This window comes from Micromonospora sp. NPDC049497 (genome assembly GCF_044465805.1).
In the GTDB taxonomy this organism is placed as follows: domain Bacteria; phylum Actinomycetota; class Actinomycetes; order Mycobacteriales; family Micromonosporaceae; genus Micromonospora.
The window spans coordinates 325684-347239 of the sequence record NZ_JBITMC010000004.1 but is presented as its reverse complement, the minus strand read 5'-3'; the positions used below and the strand labels follow the sequence as shown (position 1 = coordinate 347239).

General features: G+C 73.4%; 17 protein-coding genes. 11 read left to right on the top strand and 6 right to left on the bottom strand.

Annotated elements, in window-relative coordinates; genetic code table 11:
- Positions 1-62: 62 nt before the first annotated feature.
- Genes dxr through ispG form a run of 3 tightly spaced genes read left to right on the top strand, consistent with a single transcriptional unit; the run spans position 63 to position 3706 of the window.
- Positions 63-1274 carry a 1-deoxy-D-xylulose-5-phosphate reductoisomerase gene (dxr, locus tag ACIBR0_RS09315; RefSeq protein ID WP_396713790.1) on the top strand — a complete coding sequence of 404 codons (1212 nt, stop codon included), beginning with the start codon at positions 63-65 and terminating at the stop codon, positions 1272-1274.
- Positions 1274-2524 (top strand): M50 family metallopeptidase, encoded by a 1251-nt coding sequence (locus ACIBR0_RS09310; protein WP_396713788.1) that lies wholly within the window; start codon positions 1274-1276, stop codon positions 2522-2524. The genes dxr and ACIBR0_RS09310 overlap by 1 nt, the downstream gene beginning before the upstream one ends.
- A 9-nt stretch (positions 2525-2533) precedes the next feature.
- Positions 2534-3706 (top strand): flavodoxin-dependent (E)-4-hydroxy-3-methylbut-2-enyl-diphosphate synthase, encoded by a 1173-nt coding sequence (ispG, locus tag ACIBR0_RS09305; RefSeq protein WP_357030345.1) that lies wholly within the window; start codon positions 2534-2536, stop codon positions 3704-3706.
- Positions 3707-3781: 75 nt separating this feature from the next.
- On the opposite strand, the gene ACIBR0_RS09300 is transcribed toward ispG, so the two are convergent.
- Positions 3782-4468: a winged helix-turn-helix transcriptional regulator gene (locus tag ACIBR0_RS09300; protein ID WP_396713786.1), complete on the bottom strand. Its 687-nt coding sequence runs from the start codon at positions 4466-4468 to the stop codon at positions 3782-3784.
- A gap of 131 nt (positions 4469-4599) precedes the next feature.
- Here ACIBR0_RS09300 and ACIBR0_RS09295 point away from each other — a divergent pair, with 131 nt between their 5' ends.
- Both ACIBR0_RS09295 and ACIBR0_RS09290 read left to right on the top strand, forming a co-directional pair.
- Positions 4600-5427, top strand: a complete 828-nt coding sequence (locus tag ACIBR0_RS09295; RefSeq protein WP_396713784.1) for a class I SAM-dependent methyltransferase — start codon at positions 4600-4602, stop codon at positions 5425-5427.
- 164 nt (positions 5428-5591) lie between these two features.
- Complete coding sequence (locus ACIBR0_RS09290) at positions 5592-6431, top strand: GNAT family N-acetyltransferase (RefSeq protein WP_396713782.1); 840 nt, start codon at positions 5592-5594, stop codon at positions 6429-6431.
- A gap of 79 nt (positions 6432-6510) precedes the next feature.
- On the opposite strand, the gene ACIBR0_RS09285 is transcribed toward ACIBR0_RS09290, so the two are convergent.
- Entirely contained in the window at positions 6511-7092 is a 582-nt protein-coding gene (locus ACIBR0_RS09285; protein ID WP_396713780.1) for a hypothetical protein, read from the bottom strand.
- Positions 7093-7801: 709 nt separating this feature from the next.
- Between ACIBR0_RS09285 and ACIBR0_RS09280 the strand changes: the two genes are divergently transcribed.
- Positions 7802-11335 (top strand): ATP-binding cassette domain-containing protein, encoded by a 3534-nt coding sequence (locus ACIBR0_RS09280; RefSeq protein WP_396713778.1) that lies wholly within the window; start codon positions 7802-7804, stop codon positions 11333-11335.
- 76 nt (positions 11336-11411) lie between these two features.
- On the opposite strand, the gene ACIBR0_RS09275 is transcribed toward ACIBR0_RS09280, so the two are convergent.
- The 4 genes from ACIBR0_RS09275 to ACIBR0_RS09260 form a co-directional block, all read right to left on the bottom strand.
- Positions 11412-12479, bottom strand: coding sequence for an NADH:flavin oxidoreductase/NADH oxidase (locus tag ACIBR0_RS09275; protein WP_396713776.1), 1068 nt, complete (start codon positions 12477-12479; stop codon positions 11412-11414).
- 61 nt (positions 12480-12540) lie between these two features.
- A complete protein-coding gene (locus ACIBR0_RS09270) occupies positions 12541-13842 on the bottom strand; it encodes a dicarboxylate/amino acid:cation symporter (RefSeq protein ID WP_396713837.1) in 1302 nt (433 codons plus the stop codon).
- A 264-nt stretch (positions 13843-14106) separates the two neighbouring features.
- Positions 14107-14760 carry a DUF998 domain-containing protein gene (locus tag ACIBR0_RS09265; RefSeq protein ID WP_396713774.1) on the bottom strand — a complete coding sequence of 218 codons (654 nt, stop codon included), beginning with the start codon at positions 14758-14760 and terminating at the stop codon, positions 14107-14109.
- A complete protein-coding gene (locus tag ACIBR0_RS09260; protein WP_396713772.1) occupies positions 14753-15718 on the bottom strand; it encodes a glutathione S-transferase family protein in 966 nt (321 codons plus the stop codon). Before ACIBR0_RS09260 ends, ACIBR0_RS09265 begins: the two co-directional genes overlap by 8 nt.
- A 110-nt stretch (positions 15719-15828) precedes the next feature.
- Here ACIBR0_RS09260 and pcaF point away from each other — a divergent pair, with 110 nt between their 5' ends.
- From pcaF to ACIBR0_RS09235, 5 genes are all read left to right on the top strand, one after another.
- Positions 15829-17034: a 3-oxoadipyl-CoA thiolase gene (gene pcaF, locus ACIBR0_RS09255; RefSeq protein ID WP_396713770.1), complete on the top strand. Its 1206-nt coding sequence runs from the start codon at positions 15829-15831 to the stop codon at positions 17032-17034.
- Positions 17035-17276: 242 nt separating this feature from the next.
- Positions 17277-18095, top strand: coding sequence for an SAM-dependent methyltransferase (locus tag ACIBR0_RS09250; protein WP_357036295.1), 819 nt, complete (start codon positions 17277-17279; stop codon positions 18093-18095).
- 4 nt (positions 18096-18099) lie between these two features.
- Positions 18100-20268 (top strand): putative bifunctional diguanylate cyclase/phosphodiesterase, encoded by a 2169-nt coding sequence (locus ACIBR0_RS09245; protein ID WP_396713768.1) that lies wholly within the window; start codon positions 18100-18102, stop codon positions 20266-20268.
- On the top strand, positions 20265-20765 hold the full coding sequence (locus ACIBR0_RS09240; protein WP_357036289.1) for a DUF456 domain-containing protein: 501 nt from the start codon (positions 20265-20267) through the stop codon (positions 20763-20765). The genes ACIBR0_RS09245 and ACIBR0_RS09240 overlap by 4 nt, the downstream gene beginning before the upstream one ends.
- A gap of 10 nt (positions 20766-20775) precedes the next feature.
- Positions 20776-21519, top strand: a complete 744-nt coding sequence (locus ACIBR0_RS09235) for an amino acid permease (protein WP_396713765.1) — start codon at positions 20776-20778, stop codon at positions 21517-21519.
- Positions 21520-21556: the final 37 nt, after the last annotated feature.

Genomic DNA, 21556 nt, shown 5'->3' with positions numbered 1-21556 from the left:
CACCACACACCGAGGACTGAGGCTCCCGGCGGGCGTTCAGGACGCTGGGGAAGAATGGCCGCGTGACTTCTCCCCGGGACCTCGTCCTGCTCGGTTCCACCGGCTCGATCGGTACGCAGGCCATCGACATCGTGCGCCGCAACCCGGACCGGTTCCGGGTGGTGGCGCTCGGCGCCGGCGGCGGCAACGTCGAGCTGCTCGCCGCCCAGGCCCTCGAACTCGGCGTGGAGGCGGTCGGCGTGGCGAAGGCGTCCGCCGCGCAGGACCTGCAGCTCGCCTTCTACGCGGAGGCGAGCCGGCGCGGCTGGGCCACCGGCGACTTCAAGCTTCCCAAGATCGTGGCCGGGCCGGACGCGATGACCGAGTTGGCGCAGTGGCCCTGTGACGTCGTCCTCAACGGGGTGGTCGGCTCGCTCGGGCTCGCGCCGACGCTGGCGGCGCTGCGCGCCGGTCGTACGCTCGCGCTCGCCAACAAGGAGTCCCTCGTCGCGGGCGGCCCCCTGGTCAGGGCGGCGGTGACGCGGCCGGGGCAGATCGTCCCGGTGGACTCGGAGCACTCGGCGCTGGCCCAGTGCCTGCGTTCGGGCTCGCGGGCCGAGGTGCGGCGGTTGGTGGTCACCGCCAGCGGCGGGCCGTTCCGGGGGAAGCGGCGGGACGAGTTGACCCGGGTCACACCCGAGCAGGCGCTCGCGCACCCGACGTGGAACATGGGCCCGGTCGTCACGATCAACTCCGCGACCATGGTCAACAAGGCGCTGGAGGTGATCGAGGCGCACGAACTGTTCGACGTGCCGTACGCCGACATCACCGTGATGGTGCACCCGCAGTCGGTGATCCACTCGATGGTCGAGTTCGTCGACGGCTCCACCATCGCCCAGGCCAGCCCACCGGACATGCGCCTGCCGATCGCGCTCGGCATCGGCTGGCCGGACCGGGTGGCCGACGCCGCCTCGGCGGTGGACTGGACAAAGGCCCACACCTGGGAGTTCGCGCCCCTGGACGACGAGGCGTTCCCGGCCGTCGCGCTGGCCAAGGCGGCCGGCGAGGCGGGCCGGTGCCGGCCGGCGATCTACAACGCGGCGAACGAGGAGTGCGTGGCGGCGTTCGTGGCGGGCCGGCTGCCCTTCCTGGGCATCGTCGACACCCTCCAGCGCGTGGTGGAGGACGCTCCCGACTTCGCCGAACCAGGTACCGTCGAGGACGTGCTCGCGGCGGAGTCGTGGGCGCGCGCGCACGCTCAGGAGATCATCGCGGGTTCGGTGGAAGGAGCTTGATGGCATACCTGCTCGGGGTGACGCTCTTCGCCCTCGCGATCCTCATCTCGGTGAGCCTGCACGAGGCGGGGCACATGCTCACCGCGAAGGCCTTCGGCATGAAGGTCACCCGCTACTTCGTCGGCTTCGGCCCGACCCTGTGGTCGTTCCGGCGGGGCGAGACCGAGTACGGCGTCAAGGGCATCCCGCTCGGCGGCTTCTGCAAGATCGTCGGGATGACGCCGCAGGACGACGACGTCGACCCGGCCGACGAGCCCCGGGCGATGTGGCGCTACCCGGTCTGGAAGCGGACGATCGTGATGTCCGCGGGCTCGGTGACCCACTTCATCCTCGCCGTGGGCGCCCTGTGGATCATCGCGATCACCGCCGGCCTGCCGAATCCGAACTTCCCCAGCACCGAGGCGGAGATCCGCCAGGAGCCGGCGGTCATCCAGCTCTCGGAGTGCGTGGTCCCGGAGAACGCGGTGCGCGAGTGCACCGCCGCCGACGCGGCCAGCCCGGCCGCCCAGGCGCAGCTGCGCGCCGGCGACCGGATCACCTCGATCAACGGCACGCCGATCGCCAACTACGGCGAGCTGCTCACCACGCTGCGCTCGCTCAAGCCGGGCGACACCGCCAAGATCGCGTACGTCCGCGACGGCCAGTCGGCCACGACCAGCACGGTGCTCGCGCAGACCCAGCGCCCGCCGCTGGACGACCCCAAGGGCGCCGTCACGGCGGTCGCCGCGCTCGGCGTCGGCCTGGTTCCCAGCACCCCCACCCGGATCGAGTACGGCCCGGTCGCCGCCGTCGGCGCCACCGCCGACTTCACCGGTGACATGGCGGTCAACACGTACGAGGCGCTGAAGCGCATCCCGGAGAAGGTCCCCGCCCTGTGGACCGCCATCACCGGCGGCGAGCGTGACATCGACACCCCGATCAGCGTGGTCGGCGCCAGCCGGCTCGGCGGCGAGGCCGTCGAGAACGAGGCCTGGCTGCTGTTCTTCATGCTCTTCGTATCGCTGAACTTCTTCATCGGCGTGTTCAACCTGCTGCCGCTGCTCCCACTGGACGGCGGTCACATCGCCATCGCCTGGTTCGAGCGGGCCCGCTCCTGGCTCTACGCCCGGCTGCGCCGCCCCGACCCGGGGCGCGTCGACTACCTCAAGCTCATGCCCTTCACGTACGCGGTGATCCTGATCGGTGGCGCGTTCACGCTGCTGACCATCACCGCGGACGTCGTCAACCCCATCACGCTCTTCTCAAGGTGAGTGCCTGAAGTGACCGCTGTCAGTCTCGGTATCCCCGCCGTACCGCCCCCGCCGCTCGCGCCGCGCCGGGCGAGCCGCCAGATCATGGTCGGCTCGGTGCCGGTCGGCGGCGGCGCGCCGGTCTCCGTGCAGTCCATGACCACGACCCTCACCTCCGACGTCAACGCGACGCTCCAGCAGATCGCCGAGCTGACCGCGTCCGGCTGCCAGATCGTCCGGGTCGCCGTACCCAGCCAGGACGACGTGGAGGCGCTGCCGGCGATCGCGAAGAAGTCGCAGATCCCGGTCATCGCCGACATCCACTTCCAGCCGAAGTACGTCTTCGCCGCCATCGACGCGGGCTGCGCCGCCGTCCGGGTCAACCCGGGCAACATCCGGCAGTTCGACGACAAGGTCAAGGAGATCGCCAAGGCCGCCGGCGACGCGGGCGTGCCGATCCGCATCGGCGTCAACGCCGGCTCGCTGGACAAGCGGCTGCTCGCCAAGTACGGCAAGGCCACCGCCGAGGCGCTGGTCGAGTCGGCGCTGTGGGAGTGCTCGCTGTTCGAGGAGCACGGCTTCCGCGACATCAAGATCTCCGTGAAGCACAACGACCCGGTCGTGATGATCCGGGCGTACCGCCAGCTCGCCGCGCAGTGCGACTACCCGCTGCACCTGGGCGTCACCGAGGCGGGCCCCGCCTTCCAGGGCACCATCAAGTCGGCGGTCGCGTTCGGCGCGCTGCTGGCCGAGGGGATCGGCGACACCATCCGCGTGTCCCTCTCCGCCCCTCCGGTGGAGGAGATCAAGGTCGGCAACCAGATCCTGGAGTCGCTGGGCCTGCGGGAGCGCGGCCTGGAGATCGTCTCCTGCCCGTCCTGCGGCCGGGCCCAGGTGGACGTGTACAAGCTCGCCGAGGAGGTCACCGCCGGCCTCGAGGGGCTGCCGGTGCCGCTGCGCGTCGCCGTCATGGGCTGCGTCGTGAACGGCCCGGGCGAGGCCCGCGAGGCCGACCTCGGCGTCGCCTCCGGCAACGGCAAGGGCCAGATCTTCGTCAAGGGCCAGGTCGTCAAGACCGTCCCCGAGGCGCAGATCGTCGAGACGCTGATCGAGGAGGCGCTGCGGATCGCCGACGAGATGGGCGCCGAGATCCCCGAGGAGCTGCGGGACATGCTTCCCGGCGCCACCGTCACCGTGCACTGACCCACCCGGCGCACGTTCCGCGGCAGGAGGGGCTGTTCCGTACGGGACAGCCCCTCCTGCCGCGGGCAGCGGGGATCAGGCCGGTGGTGCCGGTCGGGGCACCGTGGCGAACCCGGAGAGCGTGAACCACCGGGGCAGGGCACGCCGGAGCGCCTCCGGGCCGGACACCTCCACCGCACCCCCACGCAACGCCTCCGACCAGGTCCGGTCACCCCGCCACACCTCCACCAGACCGCGCAGGCTCGCGGTCACCGTCACGGCGACGGCGTGCCCCGGGTCCACGTCGCAGACGTCGGCGTCGGCGCCGGTGATGACGAGCCACCAGTCCCGGGCGTTGGCCGGCACGCCCCGGAAGCGGAAGTGGACGACCGTCCGGCCGGCGGGCACGGCTCGGTGGTCGACATTGCGGTGCATGTCCCACAGCAGCAGCTTCGGGTCGAGGTCCTCGTCGCCCAGCTCACCGATCCATCGGACACCCCACGCGCCGAGCGCCTCGAGCACCGGCCGCAGCTCCCGACCGGCGGCGGTCGGGACGTACCGCACGTCGGTGCCGTCGACGTGCCGTTCCACCACGCCCGCCCGGACGAGTTGGTGCAGCCGCCGGGACAGCAGGGTGGGTGACATCCGGGGCAGGCCCCGGCGCAGCTCGTTGAAGCGCTCCGAGCCGCTCACCAACTCCCGCACGACCAGCAGCGTCCACCGTTCGTCGAGTAGTTCCATGGCCTTCGCAACCGGGCAGAACTGGTGGTACGAGGCGCCCATGGTCTGCACGTTATGCCCCCGCCGCCACCCTGACGAGGATCCAGGCCGCAGCGGTACACATCTCGTACTAGGTGTGCCCGTCGCCTTTTCCTACCGTCGGAGGCAACGGAGGACGACGCGGAGGAGACGTGATGACGGCACAGACCGAGGCCATGGAGATGGACCGTGCCGTGAAGGCCCGGCTCCGGCAGATGTGGGCGCTGGGAAGCTATCCGACGGTGGCCGAGGAGATCATCCCGGAGCTGGGCGCGATCCTGGTCCGGGCGGCCGGTGTGCAGCCGGGTGACCGGGTCCTGGACGTGGCCGCCGGCAGCGGCAACGCCGCCATCCCGGCGGCGCTCGCCGGAGCGCGGGTGGTGGCCTCGGACCTGACGCCCGAACTGTTGGCGGCCGGGGAGGAACGCGCCGCCGGGCGCGGCGCGCAGCTGCGGTGGGAGCAGGCCGACGCCGAGGCGCTGCCCTACGCCGACGGCGAGTTCGACCGGGTCCTGTCCTGCGTGGGCGTGATGTTCGCTCCCCGGCACCAGGCCAGCGCCGACGAGCTGGTCCGCGTCTGCCGTCCCGGCGGCACGGTCGGCCTGCTCAACTGGACACCGGAGGGATTCATCGGGCAGATGTTCGCGGCCATGAAGCCGTACGCTTCACCGCCGCCAGGTGCGCAGCCCGCGCCGCTGTGGGGCCGCGAGGACCATGTCCGGGCGCTGCTCTCCGACCGGGTCACCGACGTCGTCACGCGCCGCGAGACCGTCGTGGTGGATCAGTTCGCCAGCCCCGAGGCGTTCCGCGACTACTTCAAGACCCACTACGGGCCGACGGTCGCCGTGTACCGGGCGATCGCCGCTGATGCGGAACGGGCCGCCGCCCTCGACCGTGACCTCGCCGAGCTGGCCGGGCGGCATCTGAAGGCCGGGGTGATGCGGTGGGAGTACCTCCTCCTCGTCGCCCGCCGGAGCGTCTGACCACGCGCACACCCGCCGGGGCGCGGGATTCGAACCGTACGTACGGGCTGGCCGTCGGCTGTCCCCGCCCGGTTGGTGCGCCGGCGGCGGCCCGCCGCGAAGACGGCTGAGCCGGTCGTCAGGTCGACCGGCGCGCACCCCGCCCGTCTGGCAGGCTGGTAGTCGTGCTGACGGTGCCGGTACGGCAACTGGGGGAATCGGAGCGCCGCGCGGTCGAGCGTCTGCTCGACCTGGACCCGTTCGCGGGCGCGCAGGTCGCCGAGCGGATCGCCGCGCGTGGCCTCGCCTGGTGGCGTGCCGAGGGGCGGGTGCTGGGCTACGGCACCCGGCGCAACGTCGAGTCGCTCTGCTGGCTGGGCGGCAACCTCACCCCGGTGCTCGCCTCGGAACCGGCCGTCGCCGCCTTCGCCGACCTGCTCGCCAGCGAGGAACGGCTCTGCTCGTCGATCGTCGGCCGGGCCGACGCCGTGCTCGGCCTCTGGGACCGCCTCTCCGCGACCTGGGGGCCCGCCCGGGACGTACGCCCCAACCAGCCGTTGCTGGCGACGGACACCATGCCCGGCGTCACGCCCGACCCGGAGGTGCGCCGGGTGCGCGGCGGGGAGGTCGACCGGCTCTTCCCGGCGGCCGTCGCGATGTACACCGAGGAGGTCGGGGTGTCGCCGCTGGCCGAGGACGGCGGGCGCAGCTACCGGCGGCGGGTCACCGACCTGGTCCGGGCCGGTCGGGCGTACGCCCGGTTCGTCGACGGTCAGGTCGTGTTCAAGGCGGAGCTGGCGGTGGTCACCCGGCGGACCGCCCAGGTGCAGGGAGTCTGGGTGGCCCCGGAGTGGCGGGGGCGGGGGATGGCCACCGCGGCGATGGCCGCCGTGGTGCGCGACGCGCTCCAGCGGATCGCGCCGACGGTCAGCCTCTACGTCAACGACTTCAACTGGCCCGCCCGGCGGGTGTACGAGCGCTGCGGGTTCCGTCCCGTCGGCACCCTCGCCACCGTCCTGTTCTGACTGCGGAAAGGCCGCTGGCCGGCACCCGGTGTTCGGGTGCCGGCCAGCGGTGTGTTTCCGGGGTCAGCCGTTGCAGTGGTCAGCTGTTCCAGTGCTTGGCGACGAGGTCGGCGGCCTGCTGCTCCCACTGGGCGTAGTGGTCGGGGTAGGCCGAGACCTGGACGGTCTGGGCGGCCTTGGTCAGCGGCATGTCCTTCCAGCCGTCGACCTGCTTGAGGCCCTTCAGGAACGCCATCGTCGAGTACTCGGGGTCGGTGATCTGCTCGACGGTGCCCCAACCCGAGGTCGGGCGCTGCTGGAACAGGCCCTGCGAGTCGTGGTCGTTGCGCTCACCCAGGTGACCCAGGTTCTCCAGCTTCGACTCCTGCAGCGCGGTCGCGATCGACACCACGGCGGCGCGCTCGTCCATGTCGGCCTTCTTCGTCGCGGCGATGATCGCCTTGACGTTGCCGACCTGCTCGTCGGTGAGGTCGATGCGGGACTGCTTGCCCTGCACACCGTGCGGGATCAGCTTGCCGGTGTCGGTCTTGTCGGCCTGCACCACGGCGACCGGGGTCGACTCCACGGCCGGGGCGGTGGCGGTGGCGGGGCCGGCGAAGATGCCACCGGCGAAGGCGATACCAGCGATACCGAGAACGCTCTTACGCATGATCGTGTTCATGGGGAAGCTCCTTCGGGGGTCAGCACCCTGGGCCGAGGGGGATCGGCCGTACGGGGTGCGAGGCACCATCCGGCGCTCAGAAGATGTCGGGGGATCGGCACACGCTCGTCGAGCAGGGGGTTGCTCGTCCGCGGTGCCAGGGGGATGTAACGACCGGCTACCCGCCGTCATTCCCGGGGGGCCGGGGACCCGCATGTCGGCGGTCCCGTGTTCGTCGAGGGGATTCAACGACCGGCCGGCCACCATCATTCCCGGGCCGGGCGACCCACGCCCGAGGGCTGCGCGTCCTGCTCGATCGTCCACCAATGTAACGACCCCCGACCGGCCACGATTCCGCCGCCAGGATGCCCCCGGTCACACCCCAGAACGGACACCCGGTCCGATAACGGACGCCGAGACCAGGGAGCCGGGCGGAGATCCACTCGACTTCACTGAAACCGGGGCATCGATCGCACCCGGACACCCCGACTTCACAGAACCCGAGTCGATCAACGGGGGTGGTGGTGGATTGGCTCGTGTTCCAGCCGGACCGGCCCATCGCGGACGTGGAGGAGGCGCTGCTCGGCATCGTCCGCCGGGCGGCCCGCACCTGAGTCGCGGGTGGAGGAGCACGTCGACAGGCGTCGCATCGACGCGTAAATACGTTGAGCGGCCGGGCCGTGACGGCGAGGCTGGTTGTTCCGCCACCGTCGTGCCGTAAGGGGTCACCATGCGTCTGCTCCGTGACATGTGGGCCACCTCGCCCCGCCGGATGACCCTCGTGGCCTGCCTGATCGTGCTCGGCGGGGCAGGACAGGCGGCGGCGTCCGCGCTGGCCGGGCCGGTCCTCGTACACCGGTCGGTGGGCTTCTTCACGCTGCTCGCGGTGGCGCTGGTCGCCGCCGTGGCCACCGACCTCGTGGTCAGCCTGGTCATGGCCGGGGTGACCGCCGACTGGTCCGCCGACGTCCGCCGACGGCTGTGCCGGGTCGCCTTCGGCCAGGACCTGCCGACGCTGGAGACCACCCCGGTCGGCGAGCTGCTCGACCGCATCGACGGCGACGTCTACCAGGTGGCGTCGGCGGTGCGCGCCCAGGGCGTACGCATCGCGCAGATGCTGGCGGTCGGTGTGCTGTCGGTCTTCGTCGCCCTCGCCGTCTGGTGGCCGGCGGGCGTCGCGATGCTGGTGCTCGCGGTGACGCTCGCGATCGGCCTGCGCCGGCCCACCGCCCGCATCGTCCCGGCCCGGATGGCCGAGGAGGAGGCCTGGTCCGACCTGGCCGCGGTGATGGAGGAGGCGATCCACGGCCAGGACGACGTCCGCACCAGCCTGGCCCGCCCGTACGTCCTGCGCCTCTACGCCCGACGCGCGGCGGCCGTGCTCTCCCGCGGCCTGGTGGTGTGGCGGATGTCGGCGAAGGTGACCACGATCGCCGGCGCGGTCAACCGCGGCGGCATCGCGGTGGTCGTGCTCGGCGGCGCGTGGGCGCTGGCCGCCGGCCGCATCGACGGCGCGCGGCTGACCGCGGTGTGGCTGCTCGCGCTCGCGTTCGGCGCGACCGTCGAGCACGTGAGCCGGATGGTGCCCGAACTCCAGTACGCGCTCGGCGCCTGGGGGCGGGTGCAGCTGCTCCAGGACTCGCCGCAGGAGCCCACCGGCGGCGTCCCGCCCAGCGACGGCGACCTGGTGGTGCGGGGGTTGACCTTCCACTACCCGAGCACCGACGGCGTGCGGCGGGCCGCGCTGCGCGACGTCGACCTGACGTTCCGCCGCGGGCTGTCGTACGCGCTGGTCGGCCGGACCGGATCCGGCAAGTCGACCCTGACCAAGGTGCTCACCCGGGCCGTCGACCTGCCCCGCGGGACGGTGTTCCTCGCCGGGCGGGACCTGCTCGACCTCGACGTGGAGGAGCTGCGCCGCTGGATCGCCGTGGTGCCCCAACGCACCGAGATCCTCGCCGGCACGCTCGCCGAGAACGTCGCGCTGTTCGACCCGGACCTGCTCGACCACGCCGCCCGGGCTCTCGACGAGTTGGGCCTGACCGTCTGGGTCGACGAGCTGCCCGACGGTCTGCGGACCCGGCTCGGCGAGGGTGGGCACGCGCTGTCGGCGGGCCAGGAGCAGCTCGTCGCGTTCGCCCGGATCCTCGTGCGTGACCCGCGCGTGGTGATCCTCGACGAGGCCACCGCGCGGCTCGACCCGGTGACCGAGGCACGGGTGCAGCGGGCCACCGAACGCCTGCTGCGCGACCGGATCGGCATCGTCATCGCCCACCGTCTCTCCTCGGTGCGGCACTGTGACGAGGTCGTGGTGATGGCCGACGGCGCGGTGGTCGAGGCGGGGCCGCTGCGCGAGTCGGAGCGGTTCGCCGAGCTGCTGGCCACCAGCCACGCCGGCGCGCTGGCCGGCGCCGGTGCACCGGGCCGGTCCGTGGTGGGCGTGGACCTTCTGCACGACCCCTGGTCGTCCGTACCGGGATCGTCCGACGGTGAGCCCGACGTGGCGACGCCGGCCGGGCCGGTCGCGGACGCCGCGCCGGCCGGGCCGGCGACCGACCGGACCGACGACGGCCCGCCGCCGACCGCGACGCTCGGCCGGACGCTGCGGGAGATCGCGCGGCTGGTCTTCAACGACCCGCGGTACGGGCTGTGCGCGCTCGCGCTGTTCCTCGTCATGGTCCTCGTCGGCCTGGACGGTCCGCTGCTGCCCTGGTTGTGGGCCGACCTGGTCGACGGGGTCGGCGAGCCGTGGCTGCCGGCGGCCGGGATCGTCGCCGGGTTGCTGGTCACGCTGCCGCTGCCCTGGTACACGAGCATCTGGTTCCCCCAGTGGTGGGTGCGGCAGATGCTGCGGATCAGCCTGCGTCTGGTGCACGGGCAGACCGGCCCGCGCCGGGTCGGCCGGTACACGCCGGCCGAGGTCGTGGCCCAGGGCGGCGACACCGAACGGGTGGTGCAGCTCGCCGACAACGTGCTGGACCAGTTCGCGGCGGTCCTCCTGGCGGTGGCGATGACGGCGGTCACCGGCAGCATCGTCCCGGCGCTGTTCTTCGCCGGGACGATGGTGGTCTCCGGCCTGGTGGCGACCCTGTTCGGCCCACGGTTGGAACGCTCCGCCCGGGCCACCGTCACCGCCCGCGCCGCGTTCGCCACCGCCCTGGTCTCCGCGCTGTCCGCGGCCCGCACCGTCAAGCTGGCCGGTGCCACCCGACCGGTGCTGGCGCACCTCGCGGCCCTCGACGTGGTCCGCAGCGACCGGCAGCGGCGGGAGATCTCCGTCCAGGTGTGGTCCCGATCCACGCCGTCGGTGGTCAGCGGCCTGCTCCCGATCGGCGCGTGGGCGCTCCTGCTCTCCGGTGGGCTCTCCGCCGGCGCCACGCTGGTCGCGGTCGCCACCCTGGCCGCGGCGCGCTGGTTCGCGTGGACGACGGCGTCGCTGATCTCGCAGGTCCCGTCGGCCCGGGTGTGGACCCACCGCACGGCCGCGATGACCGGCAGGACGGCCTACTCGGCGGCGGTGCCCGACGTGGACCTCGGCGCCGGGACCGCGCCCGCGCCGGCCGTGCCGCCCCGGCACCCGCTGCGGCGGCTGGAGCTGACCGGCTTCGGCGTACGGCACACCGACGGCATGACGGCCGTCCGGGACGTCGACCTGACGGTGACCCGGGGGCAGTTGGTGCTGGTGGTCGGGCCGGTCGGGTCGGGCAAGTCGTCGCTGCTGCGCGCCCTGGCCGGCATCGCCCCGCACACCGGCCTGCTCACCTGGAACGGCGAGCCGGTCACCGAGCCGGAGCTGTTCCTGCGCCCGCAGCAGGTGGGGTACGTCGGGCAGCTGCCCCGGGTGCTCTCCGGGACGGTCGCCGACAACGTCACCCTCGGCCACCAGGTGGACGCGGCGGCGGCGGTGTCGACCGCCCAGCTCGACCACGACCTGGCGGCCACCGGGGGCGGGCTCGGGCTGCTCATCGGGCACAAGGGCACCCGGCTCTCCGGCGGTCAGTTGCAGCGCCTGGCGCTGGCCCGGGCCCTCGCCCCGCGTACCGAGCTGCTGGTCGCCGACGACGTGTCCTCGGCGCTGGACGTGACCACCGAGCTGGCGCTGTGGCAGGCGCTGCGCGAGCACGGGGTGACGGTGGTCGGCTCCACCTCGAAACGGGCGGCGCTGGTCCGCGCCGACCACGTGGTGGTGCTCCAGTCCGGCCGCGTCGCCGCCCAGGGCCCCTGGCGCGACCTGGAGGGAAGCTGGTCCCACCTCGCCGGCTGATGCGTGTAAGGAAGGGCCCCCCGTTAACGCCTGGCGTTGTACGGGGGGCCCTTCTTAACGCGGGAGCCGAGCGGCCTCACAGGGCCCGGGTGTACGGGGCGGGCCAGGTGGCGGCGGCACCGAGCTTCGCGGCGGCGCGGTGCGGCCAGTACGGGTCGCGGAGCAGTTCGCGGCCGAGCAGCACCAGGTCGGCCTCGCCGGCGGCGACGATCGCCTCGGCCTGCTCCGGCTCCACGATCAGGCCGACCGCGCCGGTGGCCACGCCGGCCTCCCGGCGTACGCGGGCGGCGAGCGGCACCTGGTAGCCGGGGCCGACGGGGACACTCGCCGTTGCCGACGCGCCGCCCGAGGAGCAGTCCACCAGGTCCACGCCGGCACCGGCCAACTCGGCGGCGAGCGCGACGCTGTCCTCCACCGTCCAGCCGCCGTCGACCCAGTCGGTGGCGGAGATCCGGGCCAGCACCGGGACGTCCTCGCCGACCGCCGCGCGTACCGCCCGGGCGACCTCCAGGGTGAGCCGCATGCGTCCGGCCCGGTCGCCGCCCCAGGCGTCGTCGCGGTGGTTGGTCAGCGGGGACAGGAACTCGTGCAGCAGGTAGCCGTGCGCGGCGTGGATCTCCACCGCCGCGAAGCCGGCGTCGACCGCCCGGGCGGCCGCCGTACCGAACGACTCCACCACGCCGGCGATGCCGGCCTCGTCGAGGGCGGCCGGCACGCGGTAGTCGGGCACGAACGGCGCGGCACCGGGGCCGACGGGCGTCCAGCCGCCCTCGGTGTCGGGCACGCCGCCCCGGCGGGGCGCCCACGGTCGGTACGTCGAAGCCTTGAACCCGGCGTGCGCCAACTGCACCGCCGGCACCGCCCCGTGGGCGGCGACGAACGCGGTCACCGGTCGCCAGGCGTCCACGTGCGCGTCGGACCACAGGCCGGTGTCCTGGGGGGTGATCCGTCCCTCGGGCACGACGGCGGTCGCCTCGGTCAGGACCAGCCCGGCGCCGCCGACGGCGCGGGTGCCGAGGTGCACCAGGTGCCAGTCGGTGGGCAGTCCGTCCGGCCCGGCCGAGTACTGGCACATCGGGGCCAGGGCGACGCGGTTCGGCAGCGTCACGGTGCGCAGCGCGAGGGGGGTGAACAGGGTGCTCATCTCGTCATCCTCTCGACACGGCCGCGGCGGGACCCACCGGCCCCGCCGCAGCCGTGGATCGTCAGGCCGGTACGGGGGCGAGGTCCTCGTCACGGCTCGGCCGACGGTCGGTCGGGACGGGTTCGGTGACGTCCCGCCGGCCGGCCGCGTCGTACGCCTCCCGGTCGAGGGTGCCCTCCCGGGCGGCGACCAGGGTCGGGACGAGCGCCTGCCCGGCCACGTTCGTGGCGGTGCGGACCATGTCCAGGATCGGGTCGATGGCCAGCAGCAGGCCGGCGCCGGCCAGCGGGAGACCCAGCGTGCTCAGGGTCAGGGTGAGCATGACGATCGCCCCGGTCAGGCCGGCGGTGGCGGCCGAGCCGACCACCGAGACGAAGGCGATGAGCAGGTAGTCGGTGACGCCCAGGTCGACCCCGAAGACCTGCGCCACGAAGATCGCGGCGAGGGCCGGGTAGATGGCGGCGCAGCCGTCCATCTTCGTGGTGGCGCCGAACGGCACCGCGAAGGAGGCGTACTCGCGGGGGACGCCGAGGCGCTCGACGGAGCGCTGGGTCACCGGCATGGTGCCCACCGAGGAGCGGGAGACGAACGCCAGCTCGATGGCCGGCCAGGCACCGGCGAAGAAGCGCAGCGGGTTGAGCCGGCCGGCCAGCACGAGCAGCAGCGGGTAGACGACGAACAGCACGATCGCGCAGCCGACGTACACGGCGGTGGTGAACTTCGCGAGCGGGGCCACCAGGTCCCAGCCGTACGAGGCGACGGCGTTGCCGATCAGGCCGAGCGTGCCGATCGGGGCGAGCCGGATCACCCACCACAGCGCCTTCTGCACGATGGCGAGAACCGAGCGGTTGAACGCGACGAACGGCTCGGCGGCCTCCCCGACCAGCAGCGCGGCGGCGCCGACCACCAGGGCGAGGAAGACGATCTGGAGGACGTTGCCCTCGACGAACGCGCCGACCGGGTTGGTCGGGACGATGCCGGTGAGGAAGTCGGTCCAGGAGCCGGTCTTCTGCGGGGCGGTGGCGCCGGCGGTGTCCAGGGTGACGCCCCGGCCCGGGTCGGTGAGCAGGCCGAGGCCGATGCCGATGCTCACCGCGATCAGCGCGGTGACGCCGAACCACACCAGGGTCTTGAGCGCGAGCCGGGCGGCGTTGGCGACGCCGCGCAGGCTCACCACGCTGACCACGATCGCGGTGAAGACCAGCGGCGGCACGGCCAGCTTGAGCAGTTGGACGAAGAGGCCACCGACGGTGTCGAGGGTGCTGGTCAGCCAGCTGAGGTCGTTGGCGCGGGCCAGGAAGCCGAGCGCCACACCGAGGACGAGGCCGAGCAGGATTTGCACGGAGAAGGGGATCTTGCGCAGGGCGGAAGGCATGAGAGCGTGTCCAGTGTCTGGGGGTCGGAACGGGGCAGCGTCAGGAGAGCGGCTGCGCCGGACAGACGCCGCTGGCCTGCAGTCGAAGGTCGACGTACAGGCGCACGGTGAGGTGCCAGACATTGGTCATCGCCGACCGAAACTACTCCTCGCGACCGGAGAGGTGGAAGGAGCGCCGGTCGTGACGCTCCTTACAGGCGGTGTTAAGCGGGGGCCCTTCCTCTACCGCAGGCGTTAAGCGGGGGCCCTTCCTTACCGGCGGAGGGCGACGGCTGTGGCGGTGGCGACGCCCCAGAGCACGCAGACCAGGAGCAGCAGCCGCTCCAGGGCGGCGGTCAGGCCGCCCCGGCCGACGGCCAGCAGGGCCAGGGCTGTGGCGGCGGACAGCGGCAACGCCACACCGGCCCCCACGGCGGCGATCCGCCGCAGCGCCGCCGGAGCGCCGGGCGTGAGGACGATCCCCACCATCGCGAGCACGAGCGCGGCCACCGCCGCGATGCTCGCCCCGCCGTGCACCAGGTCCGCGGTCGTGGCCTGCTCGTAGGGCGGCAGCGGACACCCCGCGCTGCATGCCACGGCGCCGGAGACCAGCGCGAGGACGCTGCCGGCGGCGAGCAGCCCCGCCACCACCCGCAGCACCGGGGGCAGGGCCGCGGCCAGCAGCAGCACCCCGGCGGCCAGGGCGAAGACCCCGATCCGGTACGCGGCCGCATACGGGCTGTCGGTGACGCCCGCCTCGCTCACGTACCCGGTCAGACCCGGCCCCGGACCGGCGACCACCGCGACCGTCACCGCCACCGCGCCGGCCAGGGTGCTGCCGGCGGCGGCCGACGCGGCGGCGACCCGGGGCGCGCCCGTGCCGGCCGGTGGCGTGGTGGTCGTGGCTGACCGGCGCCGGTCAGCCACGCCCGTGCGGCGTGGTCCAGCCGGACAGGTCCGGGCCGAGCGGCACGACGCCGGTCGGGTTGATCTCTGTGTGCGTGCCGTAGTAGTGCCGCTTGATGTGGTCGAAGTCGACGGTCTCCCCGAACCCCGGCGTCTGGAACAGGTCCCGCGCGTACGCCCACAGCACCGGCAGCTCGGTCAGCTTGTGCCGGTTGCACTTGAAGTGCCCGTGGTACGCCACGTCGAAGCGGACCAGGGTGGTGAAGAGCCGGACGTCGGCCTCGGTGATCGTGTCCCCCATCAGGTAGCGGCGGCCGGACAGCCGCTCGGACAGCGCGTCCAGCCGGGCGAACAGCGCCCGGAACGCCTCGTCGTACGCCTCCTGGGAGGTGGCGAAGCCGCACCGGTAGCCGCCGTTGTTGACGTCGCGGTGGATCTCGGTCATCAGCGCGTCCATCTCCGGGCGCAGCTCGACCGGGTAGAGGTCCGGCGCGTCGGGGGAGTGGAACCGCCGCCACTCGGTGGACAGGTCGAGGGTGAGCTGCGGGTAGTCGTTCGTGACCACCCGGCCGGTGACCGTGTCGACAAGTGCCGGCACGGTGACCCGGCCGGTGTAGTCGGGATCCGTCGCCAGGTACGCCTCGGAGAGGTAGCCGATGCCGAGCACCGGGTCGAACGCGTCCGGATCGAGGCTGAACCGCCAGCCCCGCTCGTCCCGGATCGGGTCGACGGTGCCCAGCGAGATCACGTCCTCCAGGCCGAGCAGGGTGCGCACGATCCGTGCCCGGTGCGCCCACGGGCACGCCCGGCACCAGATCAGCCGGTAGCGGCCCGCCTCCAGCGGCCAGCGCCCCTCGTCGTCCGGTCCGCCCCCGGGCGGGGAGGTCGAGTGCGGGGTGACCCGACCGGTGAACCGGTTGGGTTGTCGCACGAACGCTCCGCCGCCGCTGGTCTCTGCGCTGAACTGGGCCCCGGCCATGTGGCCAACCTATCGGCTGCCGGCGCGGATATCCTGGCGGCCGGGCGTCCCCCGCGACCCGGTGGCCGCTTCCGACCCCACCCTTCCCACCCCCCGCGAAGGACCTGACGATGACCGTGGCATACCTGGTGGCCGGTGTCCGCACCCCGTTCGGCCGGTACGGCGGCGCCCTGGCCGGCGTACGCCCCGACGACCTGGCCGCCCACGTGATCCGTGAGCTGATCGCCCGCCACCCCTCGGTGGACTGGGCCCGGGTGGACGACGTGGTGCTGGGCTGCGCCAACCAGGCCGGCGAGGACAACCGCAACGTCGCCCGCATGGCGGCGCTGCTCGGTGGCCTGCCCGAGGAGGTTCCGGGCAGCACGGTCAACCGGCTCTGCGGCTCCGGCCTGGACGCCCTCGCCTCCGCCGCCCGGTCCATCGTGGCCGGCGAGGCCGACCTGATGGTGGCCGGTGGCGTGGAGAGCATGAGCCGGGCGCCGTTCGTGGTGCCCAAGGCGACGACCGCGTTCTCCCGCGCCGCCGAGATGTACGACACCACCATCGGCTGGCGGCTGGTCAACCCGCTCATGGAGAAGGGGTGGGGCATCGACTCGATGCCGGAGACCGCCGAGAACGTCGCCGCCGAGTACGGCGTCGGCCGGGCCGAGCAGGACGGGTTCGCGTACCGGTCGCAGCAGCGCGCGGCGAAGGCACAGGCCGACGGCCGCCTCGCCGAGGAGATCGTGCCGGTGACCGTGCCGGCCGGGCGGCGCGGGACGGCGCTCGTCGAGGTCGACGAGCACCCCCGGGAGACCTCGCTGGAGAAGCTCGCCGCGCTGCCCACCCCGTTCCGCGCCGGGGGCACGGTGACCGCCGGCAACTCCTCCGGCGTCAACGACGGCGCGGTCGCGCTGCTGGTCGCCTCCGAGGCGGCCGTCGCGCGGTACGGCCTGACGCCGCTGGCCCGGATCGGCGGTGCGGCGGCGGCCGGTGTGCCCCCGCGGGTCATGGGGATGGGACCGGTGCCGGCCACCCGGAAGCTGCTCGACCGGCGCGGTCTCTCGGTCGCCGACGTCGACGTGGTCGAGCTGAACGAGGCGTTCGCGGCGCAGGCCGTCGCGGTGCTGCGCGAGCTGGGCCTGCCGGAGGACGCGGAGCACGTCAACGCCAACGGCGGCGCGATCGCGCTGGGGCACCCGCTCGGCGCGAGCGGCGCCCGGCTGGCGCTGACCGCCGCGCTGGAGCTGCGCCGGCGCGGTGGCCGGCGGGCCCTCGCGACCATGTGCGTCGGGGTCGGCCAGGGCATCTCGCTGCTGTTGGAGAGCGCCTCCTGACGACCGCCGTGTGCCGACCCAACGCCGCGGGCCGTCATCGATGGGTGACGGCCCGGTCTCGGAGTGTCATCGTCCGCCCGCGGGGGTAGGAAAGTGGAGGAAGGGGATCTCCCGCAGCGCTGCGCGGCGGGCCTAGAGTGGTGACCACCACACGATCCGCGGGTCGGCCGGTCGGTCGTCGCGTGCCCGCACGCGCCGTCGCCGGTTCCCTCCCGCACCGCGGCGAGACATGGGGTAAAGAAGTGCAGATGCCGGACGGACTTCCCGCCGAGATCGATCTCTCCCGGCCCAGCGCGGCCCGGGTGTACGACTACTTCCTCGGCGGTGCGCACAACTTCGAGATCGACCGGCAGCTCGCCGAGCAGATCGCCGGCATGACCCCGAACCTGGCGGCCACCATGCGGGCCGGTCGCGAGTTCCTGCGCCGGGCCGTGCGGGTGCTGCTGGAAGACGGCATCGACCAGTTCCTCGACATCGGCTCCGGCATCCCGACCGTCGGCAACGTCCACGAGGTCGCGCAGAACGCCAACCCCAAGGCGCGGGTGATCTACGTCGACATCGATCCGGTGGCGGTGGCCCACAGCCGGGAGCTGCTGGCGGGCAACGACCTGACCGGCGTGATCCACGCCGACCTGCGGGAGCCCGAGCGCATCCTGGCCGAGGCCCGCCAGCTGGGCCTGCTCGACTTCAACCGGCCCATGGGCATCCTCCTCGCCGGTGTCGTGCACTTCATCCCGGCGGCGGACCGGCCCGGCGACATCCTGGCGACCCTGCGGGCCGCCGCCGCGCCCGGCAGCTACCTGGTCGTCTCGCACTCCACCTTCGAGGACCAGCCGCAGGAGATGCTGGACGCGCAGCGGCTCTCCGCGCGTACCGACACCGAGATCACCCTGCGGTCCCGGGCCGAGATCACCAGCTTCTTCGGCGACTGGACGATCCTGGAGCCCGGTGTGGTGCACATGCCGCTGTGGCGTCCCGACTCCCCGTCGGACGTGGACGACAACCCGGAGCGGTTCGGCGCGTTCGGCGGCGTCGCCCGGTACGACGAGTCCGCCGGCTGATCCCATGGCCGCCCTCCCCGATCCCGGCGGAAACGAGGTCAGCCGGGCGGGCGTCCAGGGGTACGCGGCCGAGTGGGCCCGCGCCGTACGCCGACTCGGTTTCGTGCCGCTCGGCGCGGTCGAGACCGAGCGGCTGCTGCACCTGCACACCGTCCGGTTGGCCCGGGCGCTCCTCGCCGAGCCGTTCTCGGCGGGGCCGGCGGAGGAGGTCGGCCGTGCCCTGGTGCAGGCGCACCTGACCGACCCCGCCATGCTGGACTGGTCGGTGTGCGCGCTCGGCGACGGCTTCCTCACCCGGGTCCTGCCCGACCGCGTGCACGACGACGCCCTGGCGGAGCGGGTGGCGGCGCTGCAGGGCGGTCTCGCCGCCGGCTACGCCCGTGCCCTGCGAGACCGCACCTTCGCGCAGCAGGAACGCATCGCGCGGTCGGCGTGGCAGGCGCGGGACGAGGTCGAGCAGGCGCTGCGGGACAGCGAGGCCCGCTTCCGGGCGGTCTTCAGCGGCGCGGCCATCGGCATCGGCATCGCCGGCATCGACGGGCAGGTCATCGACGTCAACCAGGCGTTCGCCGACATGCTCGGCTACACCATGGAGGAGTTGCGCCGGATCAACGTCGCCGCCCTGTTCCACCCGGACGACGCGCTCGGCATGTGGGAGCTGTACCAGGAGCTGATCGAGGGCAAGCACGACAGCGCGCGGGTCGAGAAGCGCTACTACCGCAAGGACGGCACCGTCGTCTGGACCGACCTGGCGGTGTCGCTGGTCCGTTACGACGACGGCCGGCCCCGCTTCACGGTGGCGATGATCGAGGACATCACCGAGCGGTACGAACTCCAGCAGCGGTTGCGCTTCCAGGCGCTGCACGACCCGCTCACCGGGCTGCCCAACCGCACCCTGTTCTTCGAGACCCTGGGCCTGGTCCTCGACACCGCCGGCCCCGCACGCCGGGTCGGGGTCTGCTTCCTGGACCTGGACGGGTTCAAGGCGGTCAACGACAGCCTCGGCCACGACCTCGGTGACCGGCTGCTGGTCGTCATCGCCCAGCGGCTCGCCGAGTGCGTGGCCGCCAGCGGCCACCTGGTGGCGCGGATGGGCGGCGACGAGTTCGTCATCCTGGTCGACGACGGCGCGGGCATCGACGACGTGGTGGCCGTCGCGGAGGCGGCCCTCGCCGCGGTGTCCGCCCCGGTGCGGGTCGGCGACAAGCAGCTCACCGTCTCGGCCAGCGTCGGCGTCGTCGAGTGCCCGGTGAGCGAGACCAGCGCCTCCGACCTGATGAAGGCCGCCGACACCACCCTCTACTGGGCCAAGGCGGAGGGCCGCGGCCGGTGGGCGGTGTACGACCCGGAACGCAGCGCCCGCGACATCGCCCGGTCGGCGTTGGTCGCCGGGCTCCCGGCGGCCCTGGACCGGGGCGAGTTCGTGCTGCACTACCAGCCCATCGTGTCCTTGCTGGGCGGCACCATGCTCGCCGTCGAGGCGCTGGTCCGCTGGCAGCACCCCGAGCTGGGGCTGATCGGCCCGGACCGGTTCATCGGGCTGGCCGAGGAGACCGGGCTCATCGTCCGGCTCGGCGAGTGGGTGCTGCGGCGGGCCTGCCACGACGCCGAGGAGTGGCGGCGGCAGTTCCCGCAGGCCCGCCTGGTCGTCAGCGTCAACCTCGCCGCCCGCCAGGCCGACGACCCGGCCATCGTGGACGTCGTCGCCGACGCGCTGGAGTGCAGTGGCCTCCCCGCCGACCTGCTGCAGCTGGAGCTGACCGAGAGCGCCGTGATGGGCACCGCCGGGGAACCGCTGCGGTCGCTGCACCGGCTGGCCGCGCTCGGCGTACGGCTGGCGATCGACGACTTCGGCACCGGCTACTCGAACCTGGCGTACCTGCGCCGGTTGCCGATCCACTGCCTGAAGCTGGCCGGGCCGTTCGTGGAGGGGATCCGCGGTGACGGTCCGGATCCGTCCACCGACCACCGGGACGAGCGGATCGTGGACGCGTTGGTCCGGCTGGCGCACGCGCTGGAGCTGTGGGTCACCGCCGAGGCGGTGGAGACGGGGACACAGGCGGAGCGGCTGCGCGCGTTGCGCTGCGACACCGGCCAGGGGCGCTGGTTCGGTGCGCCGGCCCCGGCCGCCGACATCACGGCCCGACTGCGCGCGGCGGAGGCACCGGGATGAGCGTGACCGATTCGCAGGCGGTGGTCTCGGTGGTCGCCGCGCTGGCCATCCTCGCCGGGCTGGCCGGTGTGGTGGTCCCCGGCCTGCCCGCGCTTCCGCTCTGCTGGGGCGGGGTGCTGGTCTGGGCGGTCTTCGGCGGCGCGGGCCCCGGCCGCTGGGCGGTGCTCGCCGCCGCCACCGTGGTCGCCGCCGGCGGCACCGTCGTCAAGTACGCCTGGCCGGGGCGGAACCTCAAGCGCACGGGGGTCCCCACCTCGTCGCTCCTGGCCGGCGGGCTGCTGGGGCTGGTCGGGTTCTTCGTCGTCCCGGTGGTGGGGCTGGTGCTCGGCTTCGTCGCCGGGGTGTGGGCGGCGGAGCGCCTGCGTCTCGGTGACTCCCGGCTGGCCTGGCCGGCCACGAAGCAGGCGGTCGCCGCCGCCGGCCTGGCCATGCTGGTCGAGTTCTTCGCCGGCGCGGTCATCGCCGGCGTGTGGGTGCTGGGCCTGCTGTTCGCCTGAGCCCTGCGAGGTGTGGCGGCGCGGGGACCCGTCGGATTCGGGTGAGAGAGAGGTGACGTGCCCCGCGCCGCCGCGGTGCCGGGCGTTGCCGAGCGCCCGGCCGGTGGCCCGTCGCGATCGGGCCTGGTCACGAGGTCAAGGATGCGGCCGCAGGGCTTTGCCCGGCAATGCAATTAGCTGCGTGACGTCGATGTCGCGCATGGCGTACGCCTTCAGTCGGGACCGGGCGGTGCCCGGCTGGCGGCTGTGGTCGAAGGTGGACCGCAACGGCACGCCGGTCAACGCGATCATCGGCGCCACCGTCGCCGGGCTGGTGCTCACCCTGCCGGCGCTCTTCCCGAACGCGGCCGGCATCCCGGTCGCCTTCTACGCGGTGGTCTCCGTGGCGGTGATCGGCCTGTACCTGTCGTTCTTCATCCCGATCGCGCTGCGGCCGCGGATCGGCGACCGCTTCGAGCCGGGGCCGTGGACGCTGGGCCGCCGGTACAAGCTGCTCGGCTGGATCGCGGTGATCGAGATCGCGGTGATCTCGGTCTACTTCGTCCTGCCGATCGTCCCCGCCGGGGTGCCCGGCAACCCGGACTTCACGTGGTCGGCGGTCAACTACGCGCCGATCGCGGTGGGCGGGGTGCTGCTCGGCGTGGGGCTGTGGTGGTGGCTGTCGGCGCGGAAGTGGTTCACCGGGCCGGTGCGTACCGTCGACCTGCCGAGCCCCCGCTCGGCGGAGGCCGCGCGCGCCGACGAGCCGGCCTGACCCGCGCCCGCCGCCGGCCCCGCACCGCGCGGGGCCG